A 24,217-nucleotide genomic window follows, 5' to 3' on the forward strand; every position below is an offset into this window, starting at 1 on the left:
CCGAATGCTAGTGGTTGTGGCCCGATTCGAATTCGCTTTTGAGCAAATCCGCTTTCAGCGTGAAGCCGCCTTTTGCGACGTATTGTTCACCGGAAGCGAGGCCGGACCGGATGACCACCTGGTCCCGATCTTTTGCACCCAGAGTGACGGGCCGGGGGTGCCAACGCTCACCCTCCCGTACAAAAACCACCTCGCGGCCCTGATATTCGATGACCGCCGTATGAGGCACCACCACCTCGGCCTGTGTCTCGGCCAGCGTCACCTCAGCCTCAATAAACATGCCGGGGCGCCATTGGCCCGACGTGTTATCAAGATATACCCGGGCCAGGCCGGTGCGTAGCTGTTCGCTGACCATGGGATCGAGATAATCGATTCGGGCGTTGACCGGTTCGGGACCGAACGCCGTGCTGAGGCGCACCGGCTGACCTGTCTCCACACGCCCAATCTGCCGTGGGTAGAGCGCAATATCGACCCAGAGCGTGGAAAGGTCCGCCACAACGAACGCGGCGTCGGTGGGTTGAATCTGTTCGCCCAGTGTTGCGGAGCGATCAATGACCGTGCCGCGAATCAGGGACTTGAGCGGAAAGCGCTGCAGGGTCTGGGAGCTCTCGCCAACCGCGAGGGTATCGCCGGCCGCAACGGAATCACCAATCCGGGCACTGACATCAACAATCTGGGCCGGGTAACGAGGGCTAACCTGAGCCACCGCTTCTTTGTTCAGGCGAACTTCTCCTGGCAGAGACACGGTCTGACTTACTTTTCCGGGGCCTGCAACTTTCACTTCTCCACCCAACGCCCGGAGCGTTTCGGGATCAACCGAGGCTCCTTGCTCTTCGTGGCCTTCATGCCCGCCATGCTCCTCGTGGGCTCCTCCGCCCGCTTCATTATGGGCTTCTTCCCCTTCTCCATGGGCTTGGTGATCAGATTCCCGCTCACCGTGGTTTTCCTCCTCACCGTGGCCCTCGTGCTCGCCGTGCTTTTCTTCGTTATGGGTTTCTCCTTCCTGCGCTTGTTCGTGCTCGTGATCGTTGTGNTCGGTTTGCTGAGCCTGTGCATTGATGCTNACCCCGGACAAGGGCAGCGCGATACTGATCATAAAAATCCAGACGGATGCTAACGGCTTCATGATTCACCTGCTTGTTCTTTAGTAAAACGGGTTTCGGGTTCGTAGGGTTCACTGACCCCTTCTATTGAGTCGGGAGTCAGACTCCATTGCCCGGTCAANCCCGTGCCAGTCAGTTGTTCGAGAGTCACCAGCGTCTGGTGNAAGTTGANGGCCGCCTNGAGCGCATCGCGCTCTACCGCCAGGCGCTCTTGCCGGGCATCCACCAACTCCAGGTAGGTATAGAGCCCTTCCTGATAGCCACGGCGAATGCTCTCAAGGGCGGCGCGCGCGGAAGGCAATGCCTCNCCTCGCAGGCGAAGCGCCGTGNTACGNAACACTTCCANCTCCTGNTACANCCGCTGGATTCGGGCCATCAANTGCACCCGAGTNGCTTTCTCTTCCAGTGCCAGTTGCTCGTACTCGGCCTGACGGGCCCGGACTTCGCCCTGGTTTCGATCGCTGACGCCGAGCGGCATGGACAGGCTCAGGGTAAAGGCGTGGTCGTCGGTTTCCCGCACCTGCNTGACGCCGACNCCNACNCGAAGGTCCTGCCGGCCACGGGCCCGGGCCAACTGCANTTCCGCTTCNCGCAGTCGCCGTTCNGTGATATAGCGGGACAGCTGNGGAGANTCTTCCAGGTGACGGCGNACNCGGCTGAATTCCGGCAACGCCACCAGGTCGTAAAGNGCGGCGCNAACCCGNTCGAAATCCGGTTCGGTCTCGCCCCACTGCGCGGCNAGCTCGACTCGGGCCGACGCCAACTGCTGCTGGGCCGACTCAAGGGCCAGCTCCGCCCGAGTGACCGCAATGGCCGAACGCTGAAGNGACGCATCGCTGGTGGTTCCNGCCTGGACNCGCCGCTGGATGGTTTCCCGGCTTTCCCGNGCCAACGCCAAAGAGAGNTCGGCCAGTTGGATGTNNTCCTGGGCTTCNGCGACACTCAGATAGCGACGTACCGTTTCCGCCAGGACCTGCCAGCGAACCTGACGGTACTCACTATCAACCAGGTCAGTGCGATAGCGNGCAACGTCTTCCCNCTGGCCGCGTTTACCTCCCAGCTCGATCAGTTGACTCAGCACCAGCGAGGNTTCGGCCGANNCGGTACCGCTAAAACGNCCNCTGCCGCCNATATTTTCCACNTCCACGGCCAGCTCCGGGTTGGGCCTCAAGCCCGCCTGAAGTTCACGGGCTTCNGCCGCTCGGCGACGATANGGAAACTGCGCCAACTCGGGGTGNCGCTCCAGGGTATAAGCCAAGGCNTCATTCAAGGACAGAGGCTTTGGCGCCGCNCNNGCGGGCACAGCGGNCNAGGCCNNCAGNAGCGCAATNANCCCNAATAGNCCCCTCCGCCTTGACGGAAGGGTNAATAGAGANAGAAACATGTGTTACCTGCCTGATGNTTCAGAAATAGACACGGGCCGACTCATNCCGGNCNAATCGNCGGGCCNACAAGTCANCGCTTGATCACTAAGGTGTCAAATCAGGCTATGGGAGGTGGCACATCGGGTGCCATAAAGAACTGCGGAGGTAGGGGCAANTGCTCCGCCTGCCAGCGGTGNCCGNTCGGNCGGAGGGAGCCAAANTCACCANTGGCGACAAAGAACAGATGAGCGTGGGCGTGACAGCTGTGGGCGTGAACGCAGCTTCCACCCGGNGGATGAGAATGCTCGGAGTGAGAGTGTTCTGAGNGATCGGCATCGACGGCGCTATCNGCATNCGCNANCTGNTCNANNGCCNNNGNNTCTCCCNNCNCCAANTCATGCCANTCCGCNGCNAACACCAGGTTCGCGACNGCNACCANCATCANAAACAGGATCAGGGNGCNTCTNNTCATGNCAGNNNAGTCTANCTGCTAANGACCANNGANGACAAGCACGNCCACANGGTCAANAGCNCNNTGCACGCCACTNAATGACGNGNAAAGTGCCGATCAGACATGGTTGAACAGCGCCTGCACNTTCTGTGCGCTCTGTTCGTANANCCGAACCAGGGTTCGGTTGACGGTAGACAGGTCTTGTTTCATCGCCAGGCGNCGCTCCAGCCGCTCNATGACATCNACCACCTTNCCAAGACCGCCNTCTCGGGNCAACGCGGCGGCTTTCACATCACTGGAAATATCCAGCGCATNCAGAAACGTCGGCAGATCAACGCCCAGCATCACNTCCGCNCCGGACAGCAGCCCGGCCAGGAACGCCCGNCCGGAATCCAGCGGTTTACCCCGGTAGTATTCAGACAGCGCGGCNCAGGCCTGNGCNCGCACCAGAATCAACCGCACCTTTTCCGGCGAGCCACCCTGCAGGGAAGAAATCAGCAATACCCAACGACGGATCGCCAGGATGCCCATGCGCATGACCACCTCTTTGAGCGAGCTGACTTCCTGGCGGGTTTTGTAAAGGGGGCTGTTGACGATCCGGATCAGACTCACCGACAGCATCGGATCTTCGGACAANACNTGGGTNATNCGATCAATATCGGGTTCAAGTGCGTACAGAAGTCCGATCAGGCGGGCGACATTCAATGCGGCGGGGCTGAGTTTCTTTCCGTGAATGATTTTCGGGCGGGCAAAGAAGTAGCCCTGAAACAGATCGAAACCAGCGGCATAGAAACGTTGATGATCTTCGGGTGTTTCAATTCGCTCGGCCAGCCAGCGCACCGGGTAGTGGGATAACTGTTTGCGGTAGGTGAGGGCCTGATGAAAGGGGGTTTTCTCCACATCCACTTTGATGATGGAAGACATGCGCAACAGGGGTTCCCACTCGGGTTTGAACTCAAAATCGTCCAGCGCAAAACTGAAGCCGCGCTGGTGCCAACGCCGAACCGCTTCGATCACTTCCGCGTCCGGGTCGATCCTCTCTACCAGCTCCACCACGACCCGACCCGGGTCGATGGGCAGAAACGCACCGGAACACAAAAAGCTGCGGGACACGTTAATAAAAGCCGGGGCCTGATAGCGCTTGATCTGATCGCTGACGCCCGTACAGAAGTTGAACAACAGTTCGTTGGTCGCGTTGCGCTCACCGACATCAAAGGCGGTCTGGCCCTCGTCGTTTCGATACAGCAGCTCCACACCGGCCACTGCATTCTCTCGGTCGTATATGGGCTGTGCTGCCAGAAGAACATTCAGTTCACTGTCGGAATCGTCTGCCGGCAAGTCGGGGCCATTCGCCATTGGGAAACTCTAATGTAATTGTTGTCTTGACGATGTGAGTATACGTGCCAGACAGACCCCTGTCGCCCCGGTGTCGGTAAGTTTAACAGGGGCACCCTCGAGGTGCCCCGGACCACCCAACGCGACTAAATCGTCAAGGTGATCTTGCCAAAGTGTTGGCCCGACTGTTCATACTGAAAGGCGTCAGCGATATCTTCCAGAGCAAATGATCGGTCAATCACCGGCTTGAAGCTGAGCACTTCCAGTGCGCGCACCATCGCTTGCTGATCCGCACGACTGCCGACAATCAGCCCCTGAATTCGAGCCTGCTTTGCCATTAGGCGAGCGGTCGGAATATCGCCCGCCACGCCGGTCAACACCCCGATCAATGCGATGTGTCCGCCAATTGCCACCGCGTTGATCGATTGCGGCAAGGTGCCGGGGCCGCCCACTTCGATGATGTGGTCGGCGCCGTAACCATCGGTGAGCTTGCGCACCGTTTTGCCCCACTCGGGATCGTTCTGGTAGTTGATCACATGATCGGCACCGAGGGCTTTGAGCTTTTCCAGCTTGGCATCGGAGGACGACGTGGCAATCACCTGCGCCCCCATGGCCTTGGCCATCTGCACCGCAAAGATCGATACCCCACCGGTGCCCAGGGTGAGCACCGTCGCGCCCGCTTTCAGGCCACCATCGACGACCAGAGCCCGCCAGGCGGTGAGGCCGGCGGTGGTCAGGGTCGCCGCTTCTTCGTGGCTATAGCCTTTCGGGGACAGGGTGAAATAGTGTACCGGGCGCACGACCGACTCCCGGGCATAGCCATCAATGCCGTCACCGGGGGTAGTGGAGAAATCACCGATACGGGGTGGGCCCGACAACCATTGGGGGAAGAAGGTGGACACCACATGATCGCCCGGTTGGAACTCGGTGACCTCCGGCCCCACGGCATCCACCACCCCCGCGCCGTCGGACATGGGGATACGGTTGTCCTCGGTGGGGATGATGCCGGTGACCACGCTCAGGTCATGAAAGTTGAGGGAGCTGGCGTGCAGACGCACGCGGATTTCCCCCGGACCGGGTTCACCCGGCTCCGGGCGGTTTTGAAGCTCCAGAGATTCGAGGGTGGCGGGGTTGCGTACCGCAATGGTTTTCATGGGGCACTCCTTCGAGGTGAAACGAATGATCCCAGTGTAGCTTATGGGGAGGTGGGTGTGGTTGGGGGATGGTGCAGGCGTTGGGTGACGGCGGATGCGGCCTTTGGCCTTATCCGCCCTACGCCTGGCTCCGAGGTACCCGTAGGGCGGATAAGTGCGAAGCACGCATCCGCCGTTACCGTAAGTGAACCTACGCCGTAGCCACTTCGGCTTTCGCCGTTGCCGCCGCATCATCTTCCTCTTCCACCGAACTGCGAATCAGATGATCAAAGGCACTCAACGCCGCCGTCGCACCGGCACCCATGGAAATCACGATCTGCTTGTACGGCACGGTGGTGGCATCCCCCGCGGCAAACACGCCGGGCATGGAAGTCGCACCGCGGGCGTCGATCTCGATTTCACCAAAGCGGTTCAACGCCAGGTCGCTGCCCTTGAGCCATTCAGTATTGGGCACCAGGCCAATCTGGACAAACACCCCGGCCAACTCAATGGTCTGGCTCGCGCCGGTCAGGCGATCGGTGTAAGTGATGCCGTTGACCTTGTTGCCATCGCCGTTGATCTCGGTGGTCTGGGCGCTGGTAATGATGGTGACATTCGGCATGGATCGCGCCTTGCGTTGCAACACGTCATCCGCTTTGAGCGTGTCGGCATATTCGAACACGGTCACATGCTCGACAATGCCTGCGAGATCAATCGCCGCCTCGACACCAGAGTTACCGCCGCCAATCACCCCGACATGCTTGCCTTTAAAGAAGGGGCCATCACAGTGCGGGCAGTAAGCGACGCCCTTGTTGCGGTACTTGGCTTCGCCGGGCACGCCCAGCTCGCGCCAACGGGCACCGGTGGCCAGCACCACGGATTTGCTCGACAGAGTCGCGCCGCTTTCCAGTTCCAGGTCAATCATCTTGTGCCGGGCGATGCTCGCCGCACGCTGTTCGGTGATGATGTCCACGCCGTATTCCTTGACGTGCTGCTCCAACCCGGCGGACAGTTTCGGACCCTCGGTATAGGGCACCGAGATAAAGTTTTCAATGCCCATGGTATCCATCACTTGGCCACCAAAACGCTCGGCCAACAGGGCGGTGCGCACGCCCTTGCGCGCGGCGTATACGGCCGCGGCGGCACCGGCGGGGCCACCACCGACAATCAATACATCATAGGGATCTCGCTCACTCAGCGCGGCGGCCTTCCGGTCGGCCGCACCGGTGTCCAGCTTATTGACGATCTCTTCCAGGGTCATGCGGCCCTGACCAAAGTGTTCGCCGTTCAGATAAACGGCGGGCACCGCCATCACTTGGCGCTCTTCCACTTCCTGTTGAAACAGACCACCGTCGATCATCTCGTGGGTGATATTCGGATTCAGGGTCGCCATCAGGTTCAGGGCCTGAACCACATCCGGGCAGTTCTGGCAGGACAGGGAAATGTAGGTTTCAAAATGGAATTCGCCTTCCAACTGACGCACCTGCTCCAACACCTCCGGGTCGGCCTTGGACGGATGACCGCCCGCCTGAAGCAGCGCCAGTACCAGCGAACTGAATTCGTGCCCCATGGGAATACCCGCGAAGCTGACGCGGGGTTCTTCACCGGCGGGGGCAATCGCCATGGCCGGACGGCGCTTGCCGTTACCGGGTTTCTGTTCAATTTTGGCGGACAACTCGGCGATTTCACTCGCCAGACTCTCCAGCTCGGAAGACTTGGGGGTTTCATTACCGGACACACGAATCTCGATCGGATTGACGATCTTCTGCAAATAGGTGTCCAGTTGCTGTTTCAGCGTTGCATCCAACATCGGTGTGTCCTTAAAAATTCGGTCTAACGGATTCGTTAAAAAAGGGCCCATCCGAAGATGGGCCTAAGGCGTGATTAAGCAATGAACGGGTCGGGATTAAATCTTGCCGACCAGGTCCAGTGACGGAGCCAGTGTCTCCTCACCTTCTTTCCACTTGGCGGGGCAGACTTCGCCCGGGTGAGCGGCGATGTACTGGGCGGCTTTGATCTTGCGCAGCAGCTCGGACGCATCGCGGCCGATACCACCCGCCGTGATCTCCACGATCTGGATCTTGCCCTGAGGGTCGACCACAAAGGTACCGCGATCGGCGATGCCTTCCTCTTCAATCAGCACGTTGAAGTTGCGGCTGATCTGACCGGTCGGGTCCGCAATCATCGGAAACTGGAGCTTACCGATGGTTTCGGAGGAGTCGTGCCACGCCTTGTGGGTGAAGTGGGTATCGGTGGACACCGAGTAGATCTCGACACCCAGCTTCTGGAATTCAGCGTAGTTGTCCGCCAGGTCGCCCAGCTCGGTGGGGCATACAAAAGTGAAGTCGGCGGGGTAAAAGAAGAATACGGCCCACTTACCCTTCGCATCTTCGTCAGTGACTTTTACGAACTCACCGTTGTGGTAAGCATGGGCACTGAAGGGTTTCAGGTCGGATTCAATATAGCGAGACATGCAAAGTTCCTCGTTGAGTGGATTTAAGGGAAAACCTAATACGAGGCTTATGCTATTAAAAAATATCTTTTAATAGAAGTTCTATATATCAATGAGTGTGATAGCTATTGGCAATATGGGTTTAATAGTTAATAAATATGGCTTTGTGTCGCCCTGGTTACGGCGGATGCGCTGCGCTTATCCGCCCTACGCGACCTGCCGTGCTACCCGCATTCTGCGCGGCCATGTAACCTGCCGAAGTTGGCGTAGGGCGGATAAGGGCGAAGCCCGCATCCGCCGTAACCACACGTTGGGCAACCACGAACAAGCCTTCAACTCCGAAAAACATCCGACCACCCTACCCCCATCGGCTGACTCCCCTTCAAACCACGGAGCCGCTACACTGTGGCAATAGCCACAGTCACGGAGTCGTTCATGGTTCGCAGTCCCGTTCTGGTGATCAATTCAGGCAGTTCATCGCTCAAATTCTCGGTGTTTGATATGCACACGGGCCGCGAAGTCCTCGCCGGTCTGGCCGAGCGGTTGGGGACAGCGGAGGCGCTGATGAGCTGGCAAGGCGAGGGCGCCAAACAGCACCGGGCGATTCCGGACCAGGGCCATGACGGTGCCTTGCGCGAGGTGCATTCGCTGCTGGATGACGTCGGCACCCCGGCCGCCATCGGTCACCGGGTGGTGCACGGCGGCGAAGTGTTTTCCGGCTCGGTGGTCATTGATGAGGCGGTCATTGAGGGTATCGAGGGTTGCGCCAGCCTGGCGCCGCTGCACAACCCGGCCAACCTGCTGGGTATCCGGGCCATGCAGCGTCTCTACCCGGCGGTTCCCCAGGTGGCGGTGTTCGATACCGCCTTTCACCAGAGCCTTGCGCCCGAAGCCTATCTCTACGCCATCCCCATTCGCCTGTACCGGGAGCAGCGCGTGCGCCGCTACGGCTTTCACGGCACCAGCCATCAATACGTAGCGGGCGAAGCGGTTCACCGCCTGGAACTCGACCCGCAGGATCACGGCCTGATTACCGCCCACCTGGGCAATGGCTGCAGCGCCGCCGCCATCCACAATGGTCGGTCGGTAGACACCACCATGGGCATGACCCCGCTCGAAGGGCTGGTGATGGGCACCCGTAGCGGGGATGTGGACCCGGGCCTGCACGAATTTCTGGCCGAGAAGCTGGGGCTGACGCTGGCGGAGATCACCGCCATGCTCAACCGGGAAAGCGGGCTGCTGGGCCTGTCGGCCCTGTCCAACGATATGCGCACTCTCACAGAAGCGGCCCAGTCCGGCAACGGCGATGCCCAGCGGGCCATTGAGGTGTTCTGTTTCCGGTTGGCGCGGCAGATCGGTGCGCTCGCCGCGAGCCTGCCAAGATTGGATGCGCTGGTCTTTACCGGGGGTATTGGCGAGAACGCCGCCCCGGTGCGCGAGCAGGTACTGAAACGCCTGCCCCTGTTCGGCTTTGAATGTGATACTGCCCTTAACAGGCAGCACGGCGACGACCGGGGCCGCATCAACGCCCCAGGCACCACCACCGCGGTGGTCATTCCCACCCGCGAAGAGTGGATGATCGCCAACGATGCTTTTCAACTCACTCATCTGTCATCAGGCGTGGGGTAACCGCTGTGCAACACACCTTTTTCATTACCGCCACTGGCGTCGGTACCGGCCTGACCTCNGTCTCNCTGGGTCTGGTTCGGGCACTGGATCAGCTCGGCGTCAANGTCGCNTTCTGCAAGCCCATTGCCCAGCGCTCCGGTAACGATCGCGGGCCCGAGCGCTCCACCCATATGGCCCAGGCCACACTGGGCCTCAAGCCAGCCGAGCCGCTGCGCCTGAGCGATGCCCAACAGAAGCTCGCCCAGGGCGATGCCGATGCGTTTATGGAAGACGTCATTCAGGTGTACCAGCAATCCGCGGGCGATGCCGAAGTGGTGATTGTGGAGGGGCTGGTGCCGCTGGCGGACAACAACTACATCGATCGACTGAACCAGGACATGGCCAAGGCGCTGGATGCCGATATCATCCTGGTGGCCGCCAAAAACGCCGACAGCACGGCACAGCTGAACGAGCGCATCAAAATGGCGGCCAGCCTGTTCGGCGGCTTCAACAATCCCCGGTTACTCGGCTGCGTCCTGAACAAGGTGGGTGCGCCGGACCTGGAGTACCAACAGGTGGTGGCCACCGAGGAGCCTACCAGCGAAGAGCCGGAGAACATCGGACTGGAGCNCATCATCGCCTCGCTTCCGGTGTTCTCCCAGCAGCACTTCCGCTGCCTGGGCGCGATTCGCTGGCAACCCCACCTGGTGGCACCCCGCACCCGGGATGTGTGTGATTACCTCAATGCCGAAATCATCAACGAAGGGCAACTGCTCGAGCGCCGGGTGCAGAACATCACCGTCTGCGCGCGCACCATGAAAAACATGCTGCAGACCCTCAAGGCCGGCACCCTGGTGGTGATTCCGGGGGACCGGGAAGACATTCTGGTGGCCAGCTGCATGGCCGCCCTGAACGGGGTGCCACTGGCGGGCATTCTGCTTACCGGCAGCCTGCATCCCGACCCGAACGTCATGGCGCTGTGTCAGGCCGCCCTGAAANCCGGCCTGCCAGTACTGCTGGTGGGCGGCAACACCTTCAAGGTGGCGCAACAACTGAACAGCATGAACACCGAAGTACCGCCGGACGATATCGAACGCATAAACAATGTGATGGACAGCACCGCCGCCGACCTGGANGCCCGCTGGCTNATTGAGCGGACCCATGTCCGGCTGGAAAAGCGACTGTCCCCTCCGGCCTTCCGCTATCAACTGGTGCAGCGTGCCCGCGCCAACCCCAAGCGCATTGTGCTCCCGGAGGGCGACGAGCCGCGCACGGTTCAGGCCGCCGCCCTCTGTCATCAGAAAGGCATCGCCCGCTGCGTACTGCTCGGCAAAACGGATGANGTNCACCGCGTGGCGGCCAGCTACAACGTGGTGCTGCCCGAGGATATCGAGATCATCGACCCCGAAACCGTGTACCGCCATTACGTGGCACCCATGGTGACCCTGCGCAAACACAAGGGGCTGACCGAGCCCATGGCCGAGGCCATGCTGGAAGATACCGTGGTGCTGGCCACCATGATGCTCGCCCAGGGCGATGTCGACGGCCTGGTCTCCGGTGCGGTGCACACCACGGCGAACACCATCCGCCCCGCGTTGCAGTTGATCAAAACCAAACCCGACGCGGCGCTGGTGTCCTCCATCTTTTTCATGCTGTTGCCGGATCAGCCGGTCATTTACGGCGACTGCGCCGTCAACCCGGACCCCAACGCCGAAGAGCTGGCCGATATCGCCATCCAGTCCGGTGATTCAGCCATCGCCTTCGGTATTGAGCCGCGCATCGCCATGATCAGTTATTCCACCGGCAAATCCGGCTCCGGCAGCGACGTGGAAAAAGTGCGCGAGGCCACCCGCCTCGCTCAGGAAAANCGCCCGGACNTGGTGATCGACGGCCCTCTGCANTACGACGCCGCCAGCGTNCCCTCGGTGGCCAAAAGCAAAGCCCCGGACAGCCCGGTGGCGGGCAAGGCCNACGTGTTNATNTTNCCCGACCTCAANACCGGCAACACCACCTACAAGGCGGTACANCGCAGNGCCAACCTGGTGAGNATCGGCCCCATGCTCCAGGGCCTGCGCAAACCGGTGAACGACCTGTCCCGGGGCGCCTCGGTGGACGACATTGTGTACACCATCGCCCTGACCGCNATTCAGGCCAGCGCCTGATNCGCGCACCGGCCGATTAGCCTCTNGCGNCCCGCCCCGGCAAATCCGCTTGGGCTGGGNGCCNGTATCCGGTAGACTGCGCTCCTTTTGCGCCCTNCCCTNCCGCGCTTGCGGCGCCCACACCTCCCAGTTGGACCCCTTTGTGATCTCTACCGCCAATATTACGATGCAGTTCGGGGCCAAGCCCCTGTTCGAGAACGTCTCGGTCAAATTCAACAACGGCAACCGCTACGGCCTGATCGGCGCCAACGGCTGCGGCAAATCCACNTTCATGAAAATTCTGGGCCGCGACCTNGAGCCCTCCGGCGGCCAGGTGATGCTNGAGCCCAATGTGCGCATGGGCATGCTGCGCCAGGACCAGTTCGCCTTTGAGGAATACACGGTGCTGGATACCGTGATCATGGGNCACACCGAACTGTGGAAGGTNAANGCCGAGCGCGANCGCATTTACAGCCTGCCGGAAATGAGCGAAGACGACGGCATGAAGGTGGCGGANCTGGAAGTACAGTTCGCCGAGCTGGANGGCTACACCGCCGAAGCCCGCGCCGGCGAGCTGCTGCTGGGCCTGGANATTCCGGAAGAACAACACACCGGCCCCATGAGCGCCATNGCNCCCGGCTGGAAGCTGCGGGTGCTGCTCGCCCAGGCACTNTTNTCCGANCCNGACGTNNTGNTGCTGGATGANCCNACCAACAACCTGGANATCAACACCATCCGCTGGCTGGAAGGCATTCTGACCCANCGCAACAGCACCATCATCATCATTTCNCACGACCGGCANTTNCTGAACAGNGTNTGCACCCATATGGCGGACCTGGATTTCGGCGAGCTGCGCATTTATCCGGGCAACTACGACGACTACATGATCGCCTCCACTGCCGCCCGCGAACGGCTACACAACGAAAACGCCAAGAAGAAAACCCAGATCGCCGATCTGCAGTCCTTTGTCAGCCGGTTTTCTGCCAACGCCTCGAAAGCCAAGCAGGCCACCTCGCGGGCCAAACAGCTGGAGAAGATCAAGCTGGAAGACATTCCGCCCTCGAGCCGGGTCAGCCCGTTTATCCGCTTTTCCCAGGACAAGAAGCTGCACCGTCTGGCGGTGGTCATGGAAAAAGCCAACAAGGCGTTTGACAAGACACTGTTCGAAGATCTGAGCCTGAGCATTGAAGCGGGTGAAAAAGTCGCGATCATCGGCCCCAACGGCGCGGGTAAAACCACCTTGCTGCGCTGCCTGTACGGAGACGTATCCGCCGACTCGGGCACCATCAAGTGGGCCGAGCAGGCCGACGTCGGCTATGTGGCACAGGACCACTCCGATGATTTTGCCTACGAGGCAACACTGTTTGAATGGATGCAGCAGTGGACCACCGGTGATGAACAGGTGGTACGCGGCGCACTGGGGCGCATGCTGTTTTCCAACGACGACGTGAAAAAATCGGTAAAGGTGATTTCCGGTGGTGAACAGGGTCGGATGCTGTTCGGCAAACTGACCCTGCTCAACCCCAACGTCATGCTGATGGACGAACCCACCAACCACCTTGATATGGAATCCATCGAGGCCCTGAACCTGGCGTTGGAGAATTATCCCGGAACGCTGATTTTTGTCAGCCATGATCGGGAGTTTGTGTCTTCACTGGCTACCCGGATTATCGATATGAAGCCGGATGGACTGGTGGACTTCCACGGCTCCTATGAAGAGTATCTGCGCAGTCAGGGGTTATAGTTTGGCGGGCACCCATGCGGTGCCACCACATCCATCAAAAAGAGCACTCCAGAATATTATCCTCGCGCCTTATAGCGATACAGTATAAACAGGACGTAACTCGCCGTCTGAAGCATGATATAACGTTGCCCAAGACGGCAGTCTTCCGGTTGAATACAGACACACCCTACCTGAGGGCATCAGGCAATAAAAAACGGGTGAAAGTGCATTTTCATTCACTCTCAATAATGAATATACACCACAAAAGGATCTGGCCATGCTGATCAAGCTACCCTGCATCAAACTACTTTGCGTAAGCCTGTTTCTTCTAGCAAGCCACACCAGCTTTGCCGACACTGACAATATCACCCAAGCTTTGCAACATGAGGTTCGTACGGAAGAGAACAAAGCACGAGATTCAGCGCGCAAGCCCGAACAGGTACTGACGTTCTTTGAAGTTACGCCGCAAAGTACCGTCGTTGAAGTGTGGCCGGGCTCTGGCTGGTATACCGAGATCCTGGCGCCATTATTGGCAAAAGAAGGAAAACTTTACGCTGCCCACTTCTCTGACAAGTTCAGTCTTCTGGACGCCGAATATATGCAGAAAGCCCGGAGTGAATACCAGGAAAAACTTGAATCGCACCCGGTTTACGACAATGTGATACTCACCGAGTTTGCCCCACTGGCCGATATCGCTATTGCGCCGCCAGCGAGCGCTGATGTGGTGCTCTCTGTTCGCAACCAGCTTTATGTATTTGAAGGCGAGAAATCAATGAATCACGCCTTGGCCAACTTTTATCAGGCGCTCAAACCCGGCGGAGTATTGGGAGTTGTGGCGCCACGCCTACCGGATGACTTGCAGGATGCGGATTGGGGGAAATCAGGTTATGTCCCCGAACAACTATGGTTAACGTTGGCTGAAGAAGCCGGATTCAGCTTTGAAGGCAAAAACGACCTGCTGCTAAACCCGAAGGATACTGCCGATCATCCGCAAGGAATCTGGTCCTTACCTCCCTCCTTGATGGGAGATGCAAAAGACAAAGGAAAGTATCTGTCCATCGGCGAAGCCAACCGGATGGTGCTGAAGTTCAAAAAGCCAAGCAATTAAAAGGTCGGAGCTTGTAACCCCGCAGGGCACCCATAGGGTTCCGCCACCCGGCTTTATGCCTACGCCCCAAGCCGGGAAAACGGGCTGCGCACCGCATTGTCTTCTGAACCGCTGTCTCATCAATATCCTTGACGCGCAGGCGAATCGCTACGCGGCCTGTCGGCCGCCGGATGCTCGCAAGCTTGCACCGGTCTACGCGGCGCTATGCAAAAATTTGGAGTCTGAGATTATGGAAATAGTTATAACTGTAGTGGCTGTCCTGGCAGCCACAACTATTCTATATAAGGTGCTGCCTCACCGGAATCTTGGACAAAAAAAACCGATACTTGCACTTTTCCCAAAATACAAGAACGAAGTGCCAAAGCCTAAATCCGTTTATCGTGTGGAAGAGGTAATGTCGTCCTTGGGATTTGAGAAGAAAAAAGATCAAGGCGGCTCAATAAAGTATTCGAGAGGCTCTATAGCTGGCGACATATCTGTTAAGCTTATGAAGATAAACGTTACGTTTTCGCCAATAAGCAATGGTAATCTTCCTTACACTGTTGAAGCCGCCTGGGTTGTTGCTTTCGACACAGGAGATCATTGGGACTTTACAAAGCAACTGGGCGATAAGATCGAAAGTGCATAACGAAGCACAGCACCACACAGTCTCCGGCTGCCGAGCACTTGCAGGCTCCCACCGCTATGCGATGAAAATATGCCAAGTATTCGTAGGTCTTCTAGCGATTGTAGCTACAGGGTGTGCAGGAATCGAAGCTAATTCTCCTGTGTCGTTGCGTGGCGAAGAAAACTCCTACAAGTATGACCAAGTCGTTCTGGAGAAAGCGCTAAAGAAGGCTCAGACGTGGTCAAATATAATATACGGAAAAGATTGCGTTGTTTGTGCTGAACTCCTACCAGATCCTTCGAAGTCACGTTTTGAGCTCCATATTACTAGCCCTGGTGACTTACTGTTCAACACCTCTGCCACTATGGAGTTCAGAAAATCCGATGGAAAAGTCATTGATAAATCGATATATCATTCTTGCAAAGTACACTACAAATCAGAAAATGATGCATAAAAAACGTTTCCATTTGACGCCGCAATGCGGCGCAAATGAAGCCGGGCGCCAAGAGGAAAAGTATGGTAGAACTGGATCACGATGAATGGAAAGAGATTAGAGGCAGAGTAGACTCTCTAGCGAATGCGGTGTTCTTGATTGCAGGTGGTGCACTAACATTGTCGGTATCATCACTGCTTAGGTTTTCCCAGGAGATCGGACCTGAATTAAAGACTTGTATAAGTCTTTCATGGCAAATACTATTCGGCTCTATAGTTGGTTTCATACTATTGAAGGTAAGCCTGATTGCACAATCGTATATGCGGTGCACCCTTCGCCCAGAGCAGTACAATCGCATAAACGGAATTACCAACTCCTTCGGCTGGACGGTAGGGCTTTTAGCATTACTATTGTTTATTGTAGGAATGTACATGATGTTTGGCGTTGCTTTGGTCGTAATTTTCCCAACTTAACAATCCAAGACAGCGGGGCATATTGATATTGGCTGCCCAGGTAAGGAGGTCTGAAACATGGAAAATGCAGATCGGGTATAAGGTAATATCAGGCTGCTAGTCTTTATAGTTACTTTGCCCTTTTGGGCAATACTAGCCATTGAGGTGTACAGCATTTGGCTGGGCGACCCTTATACTTTCGATATCACGCACGCTCTGGCTGCAGCGGCAATATATGCGTTCTTTCGAATAGTAGTACAGGGTAAGAATCCAATCGGAACAGCTGATAATGCAAAGCAATAAAAATGCTTACCATTACACCACCGCAAGTGGTTCAGCTCCAACACTTCAAATGTGGCCTTCATGCAAGGCGTTATGCGACTATAGGAAACATTATGAAATACCGTCTAGTATTCACTTTGGTTTTAGCGTTCCTGCAGTCTTGTGCCACGGTCGATAGTCCGGCTGAGTCTTTCTCCTTTTCCCGTGAAATGAAGTATGGCTTCTACTCCTACAGTTTCAAACGCCTCGAGGCCTACAAACCTGAATCGGAATTAGCGCTGATTTTCCCGTCGATTCCTGGAGCAATCTTTGGAAACCCCACAGATGATATATTGTATGTTGCTGAAGTCAGAAATAGCCATACCTTTGAACTCGTCCTTCCCAGCGATATTGATGCGAAGTCGGCGACTATTAGGCAGTCGGGTTTAAATGTTGTTCCAGCCGATACAAAGCTATTGAGGCTAGGCACTTTTCACGCATTTTCGCCGTACCGCGATCACATAGGTGGCGGTGGATTTATTAGTACAATAGACAACGAACCGCTAATTCTCGTTTATTTTTCCAACCCGGCGAATATTCGAGGAGTGCTAACGTTAGGAAAACAAAAGTTCGACCACCAAATCACCATTTCCAATGCGGGTTGGAATTGGATAAAAGTAGTTGAGCTATCCGATAATAGCTACCGACTATCTGAGTTTGACGGTGATAAAGGGGATATCGAGTTTAGTGTGGTCGTCAATACTGCTGCCAGCATATAAGTATATGCTTAACAACGCGCAGAGCTGCACTGTCCCAGGCCGCGGTGGGACGCTCGTAAAATCGCTCCCGTGTGCGCAAAGTTATGTAGGTAAGGCGTTAGGAAAACGACAAAGTGTGGCCAATAACATGTGTTGATTACTGGTCTTCTTTTGGTGATTTATTCGTCATACTTTTTCTTATTTTTCCGTAAGCATATCAGAATTAAAGAAGAATCCGTCCGCGCTGCTTTCTCAGTCTAGTGGTTCAGCAATCGTCGCCCTGAACCATAGACAGCCGGTGGCATACCTGATCCCTGCGGAGACCTACGAAGCTATGACGAGTATGACTGAGGATTATGAGCTAGCTAAGCTTCTCGATGAGCGACCAAGAGATAAGAATCAAGCAGTATCAGTGTCTTTGGACGACCTATAAGCTCAAGTTTCTACCAGTTGCGCTAAAATAGTAGGAGAAGTTTGGAGCTCCAGTCAAAAGCCAGTTTAAGAAAAAGCTGGCGACCAGGCTGGAAAATCCAAGAGTGCCAGCGGATAAACTAAGCGGTTACGAGTCGGCTTATAAGATCAAGCTTCGTTCGGCTGGGTATCGGCTGGCTTACGAAGTGGTTGACGATGAATTGCTTGTGTACGTTCTGGCTGTAGGAAAACGGGATAAAGGTAAAGTTTATTCCGTGCTCAAAGTACGAAAGTAAGTTGTACCAATAAAACCGCCTAACAAGGTGTGGCTTTAATCCGCCGCGAGTTGCGGCAACCGCACTACCGCATCCCCCACCGTCATCCGGCCGCCTTGAATAATCCGGGCACAGAGTCCCCCATAGCCAAACATCGCTGCAGCGCCCCCTGCGCCCAGGGCTTCGTCCATTCGGGAACAGGGGTGACAGAGGGCGGTGGTTTCCAGTACGGCTTCGCCAATCTGTAGGCGCTGGTGGCGCAGCAGGTTCATGTTCATTCCGGAGATCACCAGGTTGCGCCGTAATAGCGCCGGGTCGATCTCGGAGTGGCCGGTATGACGAGCGATGGCCTCGATAAATTCGCGGCTTATCAGGGTCACCTGGCGAGAGGAGCCCGGGGTTTTGCTCATGCGGTGATCGCCTTCCAGGCCCAGCCCCTCTACCGCCCGGGCGCTGTCCACCACGTGGATGTCGCCTCGCCGCTTACTGCGCAGGCCGATCCATTCGAGCCGCCCCTCTGGCAGGCTTTGGCACAACTTGTCGAGTAAGCGGGTTTGGGCTGTCATATTGTCACCGGGATGCGTTACGGGTTCAGGCCACTAAAGAAGTTTTTGGCGTTGGTCGCCAGGGACTCCAGGTGGTAGCCGCCNTCCTGNATCACCNGGGTGGGCAGGTTCATGGCGNTGATGCCTTCGCCCATGTGCCGGAAGCCTTCGCTGCTGACCGAGACTTTGGCCTGCGGGTCTTCGTGGTACACNTCGAAGCCCAGNGCGACGATCAGTACGTCCGGCTCGTACAGGCGNATGGCNTCGGCGGCGTCGGCCAGNTTTTCGAAGAAGGTGGACTCGGGGGANCCGTGGGGCATNGGCATGTTGATGTTGTAGCCNTAGCCGGGGCCCGCNCCNCGCTCGTCTTCATAGCCGCTNACCACNGGGTAGAAGTTGGTGGGGTCGCCNTGGATGGANATNTAGAGNACNTCGTCCCGATCGTAGAANATTTCCTGNATNCCCTGGCCGTGGTGCATGTCCGGGTCGAGNATGGCGACTTTGTCGTAATGGTCCAGCAGGGCTTCGGCGGCGATGGCGGCGTTGTTCAGATAACAGAAGCCACCGGCGGCGTCGCGCCGNGCGTGGTGGCCGGGCGGGCGGCACAGGGCGTAGGCCCGCTGCTGTCCGGTGAGAAGCTCATCGGCGGCGGATAGGGCGCTCTGGGNGGACCAGTAGGCGGCCTCCCAGGTGTGGGGGCCGATGGGGCAGCTACCGTCGGCCTGATAGCGGGCGCATTCCGCCAGAATACCGCGCATGGGGTTCGGTGANCGGACNAAGATGTTGGACATGACTTCCCCGCCCCAGTCNTCNGGCCAACGCCGGTGGGCTGACTCAAGAAAGCGCAGGTAGCCCAGGTCGTGCACCCGATTGATCACATCCATGCCGTGATCGGTGGCCTGTTCCGGCCGGACGCCCAGGGCNTCCAGGCCCTTGACCAGCTCCGGGGTGCGCTCCGGCAGCTCTTGAGGGGGGCGCATCTGGCCGCGGGTCAGGTAGGATTGCGGGGCNTGTTTATCCTGGGACGGATGAAAAAACGCTTTCATGGTCTCTCCTGTCTCCGGTGATCGTGGGTGTTATTGCCTCTGTTGAGACTAGCACATACCGGGCCGGGTTCACCCTGGCTTTGCCCACGGACCCAGGTGCGCTAGACTAACGGCATGAATCGCCACTCCTTCCGTCATTGGTTGTTTGCGCTACTGCTGTTTCTGGCAGGGCCGCTGGGNGCCTCGCATCCGCCGATGATGNCCGANACGGCGCCCGAACCCTGCCATGACACCATGGAGATGGCTATGGCCGATGGTGGTGCCATCCACAGTCATTCAGAGCATGACTCTACGCACCTCGCAGCCACCCCGGATCACGACTGCGACAGCCAGTGCGCCTGTTGCCCGGCTCCTGCTCCGGTTTTGTGGCCCTGACGGTGCAAGCGGTCCCGCCAATCTCAACCCCGAATCACTTCCTCTCTTCAGCCACCGACGCTGCACCCACGCGCGCGCCGCTGGAACTGCTCCGCCCGCCCAAATTCTCCTGACCACAGGATAGGTGCGCCTGACGATCGCACCCCCTTGGCCCTCCGCGGCCGTTTTTCTGTTGTGGTATTACCTTGTGGACAGGTGTTATGAACAAACCTCTATTTTTCGTGGCGCTGCTGGGCGCCTTTGCGCCGGGTGTGGGCAGTCATTTGCTTTGGCCCGAGCCTTCGGACAACGCCGAACCATCCAAGACTAGCGACGAGAAGGAGCCCCTTTACTGGGTGGCTCCCATGGATGACAGCTATCGCCGGGATGGGCCCGGCAAGTCCCCCATGGGCATGGATCTGGTGCCGGTGTATGCGGAGGACCAGAAACGCGAGCCCGGCGATGTCCGGATTAACCCGGCGGTTGCCCAGAACCTCGGGCTGACGCTGGCGGAAGCGACCCACGCGCCGGTGGGCCAGACCATTGAAACGGTCGGACTGGTGGAGGTGAACCAGCAACAGGTGCAGCACTTTCACGTGCGCGCCTCAGGCTGGATTACCGAGCTGGCTGTGGCCACCGAGGGCGACCCGGTCAAAGCCGGTGAAAAACTGTTTGAGTTTTACTCGCCGGAAATCATCAACCTGCAACGGGAATACCTGCAAAGCCTGAGAGACCAGCTTCCGGGACGGGCGGAGGGCTCCCTGTCTCAGATGCGCGCCAAAGGGGTGAGCGAGCGGGAAATCGAGCGACTGAAACGCGAACGCAGCGTACGGGAGAAACTGCGCTACTACGCGAGCCGGGACGGCTATGTGGTGCAGCTCGGTGTGCGCGAGGGCAACTTTGTGGACCTGCCGCAGAACCTGATGTCCATTGGCAGTCTTGAAGACATCTGGGTCAATGTCGAGCTGTTTGAGGCCGATGCGGGTCGTATCACCACCGGCCAGCCGGTCACCCTGACCACCGCAAGCTATCCCGGTGAAACCTGGGAGGGCACCGTCTCCTACCTCTACCCCACGCTCAACAGCAACACCCGAACGCTGCGCACCCGCCTGGAATTTGCCAACGACGAGGGTCGGCTTAAACCGGGCATGTTTGTCCGCGCCCGGATCGAGCCCGAGGATGAACAGGCCGTGCTATCCATTCCCCGCAGCGCCCTGATTCGCACCGGCGCCGGAACCCGCGTAGTGCGGGAAGTGGAACCGGAGGTGTATCGCTCGGTACCGGTCAAGGTCGGACAGGTCGGCCGCGAGCGCGCCGAAATTCTGGAGGGCTTGCGCCACGGGGATCGCGTGGTTGAAGACGGCCTGTTCCTGATCGATTCCGAGTCCAGCCGCGCGGCGGATTTGGGCCGAATCGAAACCCGAACACCAGAAGAGGACGAGGCGGATCACGATGCCATGGATCATGACGCAATGGATCACGGAGACATGGATCATGAGGGAATGGACCACGGAGGAAGCGCACCATGATTGCCGCGATCATTCGCTGGTCCATTCACAATCGCCTGCTGGTGGTACTGGCCACCTTGATGCTGTTGGGCTGGGGGCTCTACTCGGTGCGCAACACACCGGTAGATGCCATCCCAGACCTGTCCGATGTGCAAGTGATTGTCAAAACCTCCTACCCCGGGCAGGCGCCCCAGGTGGTGCAGGACCAGGTGACCTACCCGCTCACCACCGCGCTTCTGTCCGTCCCCAAAACCCAGACCGTGCGGGGCTTTTCCTTCTACGGTGACTCTTACGTTTATGTGATTTTTGAGGAAGGTACGGACCTCTACTGGGCCCGCTCCCGGGTGTTGGAGTATCTGAATCAGGCCGCTCAGGATTTACCCGAAGGCGCTCGCCCCGAACTCGGCCCGGATGCCACCGGGGTGGGCTGGGTATTCAACTATGCGCTGGTCGACCGCACCGGCCAGCACAACCTGGCGGAACTCACGACGCTGCAGAACTGGTTTCTGAAGTACGAGTTGCAGGCGCTCGATGGTGTGTCCGAGATCGCCACCATTGGCGGCATGAACCGGCAATATCAGGTGGAGGTCGACCCGCAGAAGCTGCGCGCCTATAACCTACCACTGCAACAGGTGCACGCCGCCATCGTCAACGGCAATGCCGAAACCGGCGCGTCGGTCATCGAAATGGCCGAGGCGGAGTATATGGTGCGCGCCACCGGTTATGTGCAGAGCATAGAAGACCTGGCGCAGATTCCGCTGGGCACCAACGAGCGGGGAACCCCGCTGCAGTTGAAAGACGTCGCCACCATCCAACTCGGCCCGGAAATGCGTCGGGGCATTGCCGAGCTGAACGGCGAAGGCGAGGTGGTGGGTGGCATCGTGGTGATGCGCTCGGGCGAAAACGCGGCGGAGGTGATTGACCGGGTGAAGGCCCGGCTGGATGAACTGAAGCCCAGTCTGCCCGACGGCGTGGAGGTGGTCACCACCTACGACCGCTCGCAACTGATTCGCAATGCGGTGAGCAACCTGTACGAAAAGCTCGGTCAGGAACTACTGGTAGTGGTCCTGATCTGCGCCCTGTTTCTGTTTCACCTGCGCTCATCCCTGGTGGTGGTGTTCAGCCTGCCGCTTGGCATTCTCATCGCGATGATCGTAATGCAGATCCAGGGCATCAACGCCAACATCATGTCCCTCGGCGGCATTGCCATCGCCATTGGTGCCATGGTCGATGGCGCGGTGGTGATGATCGAAAATTTTCACAAGCACCTGGAGCGCCACAAAGGCGAGCTGAGCAACGAACAACGCTGGCAACTGGCGGCCCGCTCGGCATCGGAAGTGGGCCCGGCCCTGTTTTTCTCGTTGCTGATCATTACCCTGAGTTTTCTGCCGGTATTCGCCCTGGAGGCCCAGGAAGGGCGGATGTTCTCCCCGCTGGCCTTTACCAAAACCTACGCCATGGCGGCCGCCGCCGGGTTGGCCATTACCCTGGTGCCAGTGTTGCTCGGTTACTGTGTGCGCGGGCGCATCCTGCCCGAGCGGAAAAACCCGATCAACCGGGTTCTGATCGCAGGCTATCAACCGCTGCTGCGCGGCGTGTTGCGCTTTCCCAAAACGACACTGCTGATCGCCCTGGCGATCATGGTCATCGGACTCTGGCCCGCACAGAAACTCGGTACGGAATTTATGCCCACGCTGGATGAAGGCGACCTGATGTATATGCCCACCACCTACGCGGGCGTATCCATTGGCGAGGCGCGGCAAATTGTGCAGCAGACCGACAAGCTGATCAAAACCCTGCCGGAAGTGGAGACGGTGTTCGGCAAAATCGGTCGGGCCGATACCGCCACGGATCCGGCCCCGCTGACCATGATCGAGACGGTGATTCAGTTCAAACCCAGAGACCAGTGGCGACCCGGTGTCACCCCGGAATCCCTGCGCGCCGAGCTGGATCAATTGATCGACTTTCCGGGCCTGACCAACGCCTGGGTGATGCCGATCAAAACCCGGATCGATATGCTCGCCACCGGCATCAAAACTCCGGTGGGAGTAAAAATTGCGGGGCCGGACCTGTCGGTGATTGAACAGCTCGGGCGGGAGCTGGAAACCGTGATTGGTGAGGTACCCGGTGCGAGCTCCGTGTACGCGGAACGCGTGGCCGGGGGGCGCTATCTGACCGTGGATATCGACCGCGCCAGCGCCGCCCGTTACGGGCTGAATATCGCCGATGTGCAGTCGGTAATCCGCACTGCCGTGGGCGGTGCCAATATCACCGAAACCGTCGAAGGACTGGAGCGCTACCCGGTCAACCTGCGCTATCCCCAAGCCTATCGTGACTCGCCGGAGGCGCTGGCCAATTTACCCATTGTCACCCCCAATGGAACCCACATTCCTTTGAGCGAGGTCGCCCGTGTGACCATCGACGATGGACCGCCCGCTATCAAGAGCGAGAATGCCCGGCTGAACGGTTGGGTGTTTGTCGACATCACCGAGCGGGATCTGGGCTCCTTTGTGGCCGACGCGCAAGCGGCGGTGAACGAGCACATTGAGTTGCCCTCCGGCTACTCGCTGCGCTGGGCCGGTCAGTACGAATACATGGCGCGCGCTCAGGAAAAGCTGGCGCTGGTGATGCCGATTACCCTGGGCGTGATTGTGTTGCTNCTGTACCTGAACTTCCGNCGCTTCAGCGAAGTGGCGATGATCCTCATGACATTACCGTTCGGGTTGNTGGGCGGCGTCTGGTTGCTGCTGGCGTTGGGCTATGACCTGTCGGTCNCGGTGGCCATGGGTTTTATCGCCCTGGCGGGGGTGGCGGTGGAAATTGGCGTATTGATGCTGGTGTATCTNAACCTGGAGTATCAGGCCGCCGAGGTGCGCTGCACCGAGGCCGGTCGGGCCTTCACCCGCGCGGACCTACAGCAGGCGGTGATGGAAGGGGCCGGGCTGCGNCTNCGGCCGATTGTNATGACCGCCGCCACGCTGTTCGCGGGCCTGCTNCCCATCATGCTCGGCGGCGGCACCGGTTCGGAGGTGATGCAGCGCATCGCCGCGCCGATGGTGGGCGGCACCTTCACGACACTGATCCTGACCTTGTTGGTGCTACCGGTGATCTATTACCTGTGGCGCTCGGTGGNNAAGCCGGCGACTTGA

Annotated in this window: 18 protein-coding genes and 1 pseudogene; 11 read left to right on the plus strand and 8 right to left on the minus strand. The window is 58.4% G+C overall.

Translation table 11 applies throughout. The features are described 5' to 3' along the window. Window positions 1-7: 7 nt before the first annotated feature. The 6 genes from CMG77_RS04340 to ahpC all read right to left on the minus strand — a co-directional run bounded on the left by CMG77_RS04340 (window position 8) and on the right by ahpC (window position 7,859). Window positions 8-1,126 (minus strand): efflux RND transporter periplasmic adaptor subunit, encoded by a 1,119-nt coding sequence (locus tag CMG77_RS04340; RefSeq protein WP_286903680.1) that lies wholly within the window; start codon window positions 1,124-1,126, stop codon window positions 8-10. Then, entirely contained in the window at window positions 1,123-2,487 is a 1,365-nt protein-coding gene (locus tag CMG77_RS04345; protein WP_286903681.1) for a TolC family protein, read from the minus strand. The genes CMG77_RS04340 and CMG77_RS04345 overlap by 4 nt, the downstream gene beginning before the upstream one ends. Before the next feature lie 548 nt (window positions 2,488-3,035). Further along, window positions 3,036-4,274, minus strand: coding sequence for an EAL and HDOD domain-containing protein (locus CMG77_RS04350; protein WP_286903682.1), 1,239 nt, complete (start codon window positions 4,272-4,274; stop codon window positions 3,036-3,038). 125 nt (window positions 4,275-4,399) lie between these two features. Then, a complete protein-coding gene (locus tag CMG77_RS04355) occupies window positions 4,400-5,407 on the minus strand; it encodes a zinc-dependent alcohol dehydrogenase family protein (RefSeq protein WP_286807746.1) in 1,008 nt (335 codons plus the stop codon). A gap of 190 nt (window positions 5,408-5,597) precedes the next feature. Beyond that, window positions 5,598-7,196, minus strand: coding sequence for an alkyl hydroperoxide reductase subunit F (ahpF, locus tag CMG77_RS04360; protein ID WP_286807745.1), 1,599 nt, complete (start codon window positions 7,194-7,196; stop codon window positions 5,598-5,600). A 96-nt stretch (window positions 7,197-7,292) separates the two neighbouring features. Continuing rightward, entirely contained in the window at window positions 7,293-7,859 is a 567-nt protein-coding gene (gene ahpC, locus CMG77_RS04365) for an alkyl hydroperoxide reductase subunit C (RefSeq protein WP_123638521.1), read from the minus strand. A gap of 414 nt (window positions 7,860-8,273) precedes the next feature. On the opposite strand from ahpC, the gene CMG77_RS04370 reads away from it, so the two are divergent. The 9 genes and pseudogenes from CMG77_RS04370 to CMG77_RS04410 all read left to right on the plus strand — a co-directional run. Then, complete coding sequence (locus CMG77_RS04370) at window positions 8,274-9,467, plus strand: acetate/propionate family kinase (RefSeq protein ID WP_286807744.1); 1,194 nt, start codon at window positions 8,274-8,276, stop codon at window positions 9,465-9,467. Between the two features lie 5 nt (window positions 9,468-9,472). Then, window positions 9,473-11,608, plus strand: a complete 2,136-nt coding sequence (gene pta / locus CMG77_RS04375; protein ID WP_286903683.1) for a phosphate acetyltransferase — start codon at window positions 9,473-9,475, stop codon at window positions 11,606-11,608. A gap of 142 nt (window positions 11,609-11,750) precedes the next feature. Further along, entirely contained in the window at window positions 11,751-13,331 is a 1,581-nt protein-coding gene (locus CMG77_RS04380; protein ID WP_286903684.1) for an ABC-F family ATPase, read from the plus strand. A 256-nt stretch (window positions 13,332-13,587) separates the two neighbouring features. Continuing rightward, on the plus strand, window positions 13,588-14,418 hold the full coding sequence (locus tag CMG77_RS04385) for a class I SAM-dependent methyltransferase (RefSeq protein WP_286807742.1): 831 nt from the start codon (window positions 13,588-13,590) through the stop codon (window positions 14,416-14,418). Between the two features lie 229 nt (window positions 14,419-14,647). Next, window positions 14,648-15,046 carry a hypothetical protein gene (locus CMG77_RS04390; protein ID WP_286807741.1) on the plus strand — a complete coding sequence of 133 codons (399 nt, stop codon included), beginning with the start codon at window positions 14,648-14,650 and terminating at the stop codon, window positions 15,044-15,046. 495 nt (window positions 15,047-15,541) lie between these two features. Continuing rightward, window positions 15,542-15,931 (plus strand): hypothetical protein, encoded by a 390-nt coding sequence (locus CMG77_RS04395; RefSeq protein WP_286807739.1) that lies wholly within the window; start codon window positions 15,542-15,544, stop codon window positions 15,929-15,931. A 374-nt stretch (window positions 15,932-16,305) separates the two neighbouring features. Then, window positions 16,306-16,950 (plus strand): hypothetical protein, encoded by a 645-nt coding sequence (locus CMG77_RS04400; protein ID WP_286807738.1) that lies wholly within the window; start codon window positions 16,306-16,308, stop codon window positions 16,948-16,950. A 193-nt stretch (window positions 16,951-17,143) separates the two neighbouring features. Beyond that, a complete protein-coding gene (locus CMG77_RS04405) occupies window positions 17,144-17,362 on the plus strand; it encodes a type II toxin-antitoxin system Phd/YefM family antitoxin (protein WP_439509740.1) in 219 nt (72 codons plus the stop codon). Window positions 17,363-17,414: 52 nt separating this feature from the next. Beyond that, window positions 17,415-17,636 (plus strand): annotated as a pseudogene (locus CMG77_RS04410) (type II toxin-antitoxin system RelE family toxin); the annotation flags it as partial. Between the two features lie 35 nt (window positions 17,637-17,671). On the opposite strand, the gene CMG77_RS04415 reads toward CMG77_RS04410, so the two are convergent. Then, a complete protein-coding gene (locus CMG77_RS04415) occupies window positions 17,672-18,181 on the minus strand; it encodes an MOSC domain-containing protein (RefSeq protein ID WP_024461514.1) in 510 nt (169 codons plus the stop codon). A gap of 17 nt (window positions 18,182-18,198) precedes the next feature. After that, window positions 18,199-19,206, minus strand: a complete 1,008-nt coding sequence (locus tag CMG77_RS04420) for a histone deacetylase family protein (protein WP_286903685.1) — start codon at window positions 19,204-19,206, stop codon at window positions 18,199-18,201. A gap of 575 nt (window positions 19,207-19,781) precedes the next feature. On the opposite strand from CMG77_RS04420, the gene CMG77_RS04425 reads away from it, so the two are divergent. Continuing rightward, window positions 19,782-21,089, plus strand: a complete 1,308-nt coding sequence (locus CMG77_RS04425; RefSeq protein WP_286807737.1) for an efflux RND transporter periplasmic adaptor subunit — start codon at window positions 19,782-19,784, stop codon at window positions 21,087-21,089. Further along, entirely contained in the window at window positions 21,086-24,217 is a 3,132-nt protein-coding gene (locus CMG77_RS04430) for an efflux RND transporter permease subunit (RefSeq protein ID WP_286903686.1), read from the plus strand. The genes CMG77_RS04425 and CMG77_RS04430 overlap by 4 nt, the downstream gene beginning before the upstream one ends.

Source organism: Marinimicrobium sp., from assembly GCF_002695945.1.
GTDB classification, from domain to species: domain Bacteria; phylum Pseudomonadota; class Gammaproteobacteria; order Pseudomonadales; family Cellvibrionaceae; genus Marinimicrobium; species Marinimicrobium koreense.

Coding starts and splice junctions, on each gene's coding strand:
- CMG77_RS04400 (WP_286807738.1), top strand. CDS start 16,306: ATGAAATACCGTCTAGTATTCACTTTGGTTTTAGCGTTCCTGCAGTCT.
- CMG77_RS04390 (WP_286807741.1), top strand. CDS start 14,648: ATGGAAATAGTTATAACTGTAGTGGCTGTCCTGGCAGCCACAACTATT.
- CMG77_RS04370 (WP_286807744.1), top strand. CDS start 8,274: ATGGTTCGCAGTCCCGTTCTGGTGATCAATTCAGGCAGTTCATCGCTC.
- CMG77_RS04395 (WP_286807739.1), top strand. CDS start 15,542: ATGGTAGAACTGGATCACGATGAATGGAAAGAGATTAGAGGCAGAGTA.
- ahpF (WP_286807745.1), bottom strand. CDS start 7,196: ATGTTGGATGCAACGCTGAAACAGCAACTGGACACCTATTTGCAGAAG.
- CMG77_RS04385 (WP_286807742.1), top strand. CDS start 13,588: ATGCTGATCAAGCTACCCTGCATCAAACTACTTTGCGTAAGCCTGTTT.
- ahpC (WP_123638521.1), bottom strand. CDS start 7,859: ATGTCTCGCTATATTGAATCCGACCTGAAACCCTTCAGTGCCCATGCT.
- CMG77_RS04355 (WP_286807746.1), bottom strand. CDS start 5,407: ATGAAAACCATTGCGGTACGCAACCCCGCCACCCTCGAATCTCTGGAG.
- CMG77_RS04415 (WP_024461514.1), bottom strand. CDS start 18,181: ATGACAGCCCAAACCCGCTTACTCGACAAGTTGTGCCAAAGCCTGCCA.
- CMG77_RS04425 (WP_286807737.1), top strand. CDS start 19,782: ATGAACAAACCTCTATTTTTCGTGGCGCTGCTGGGCGCCTTTGCGCCG.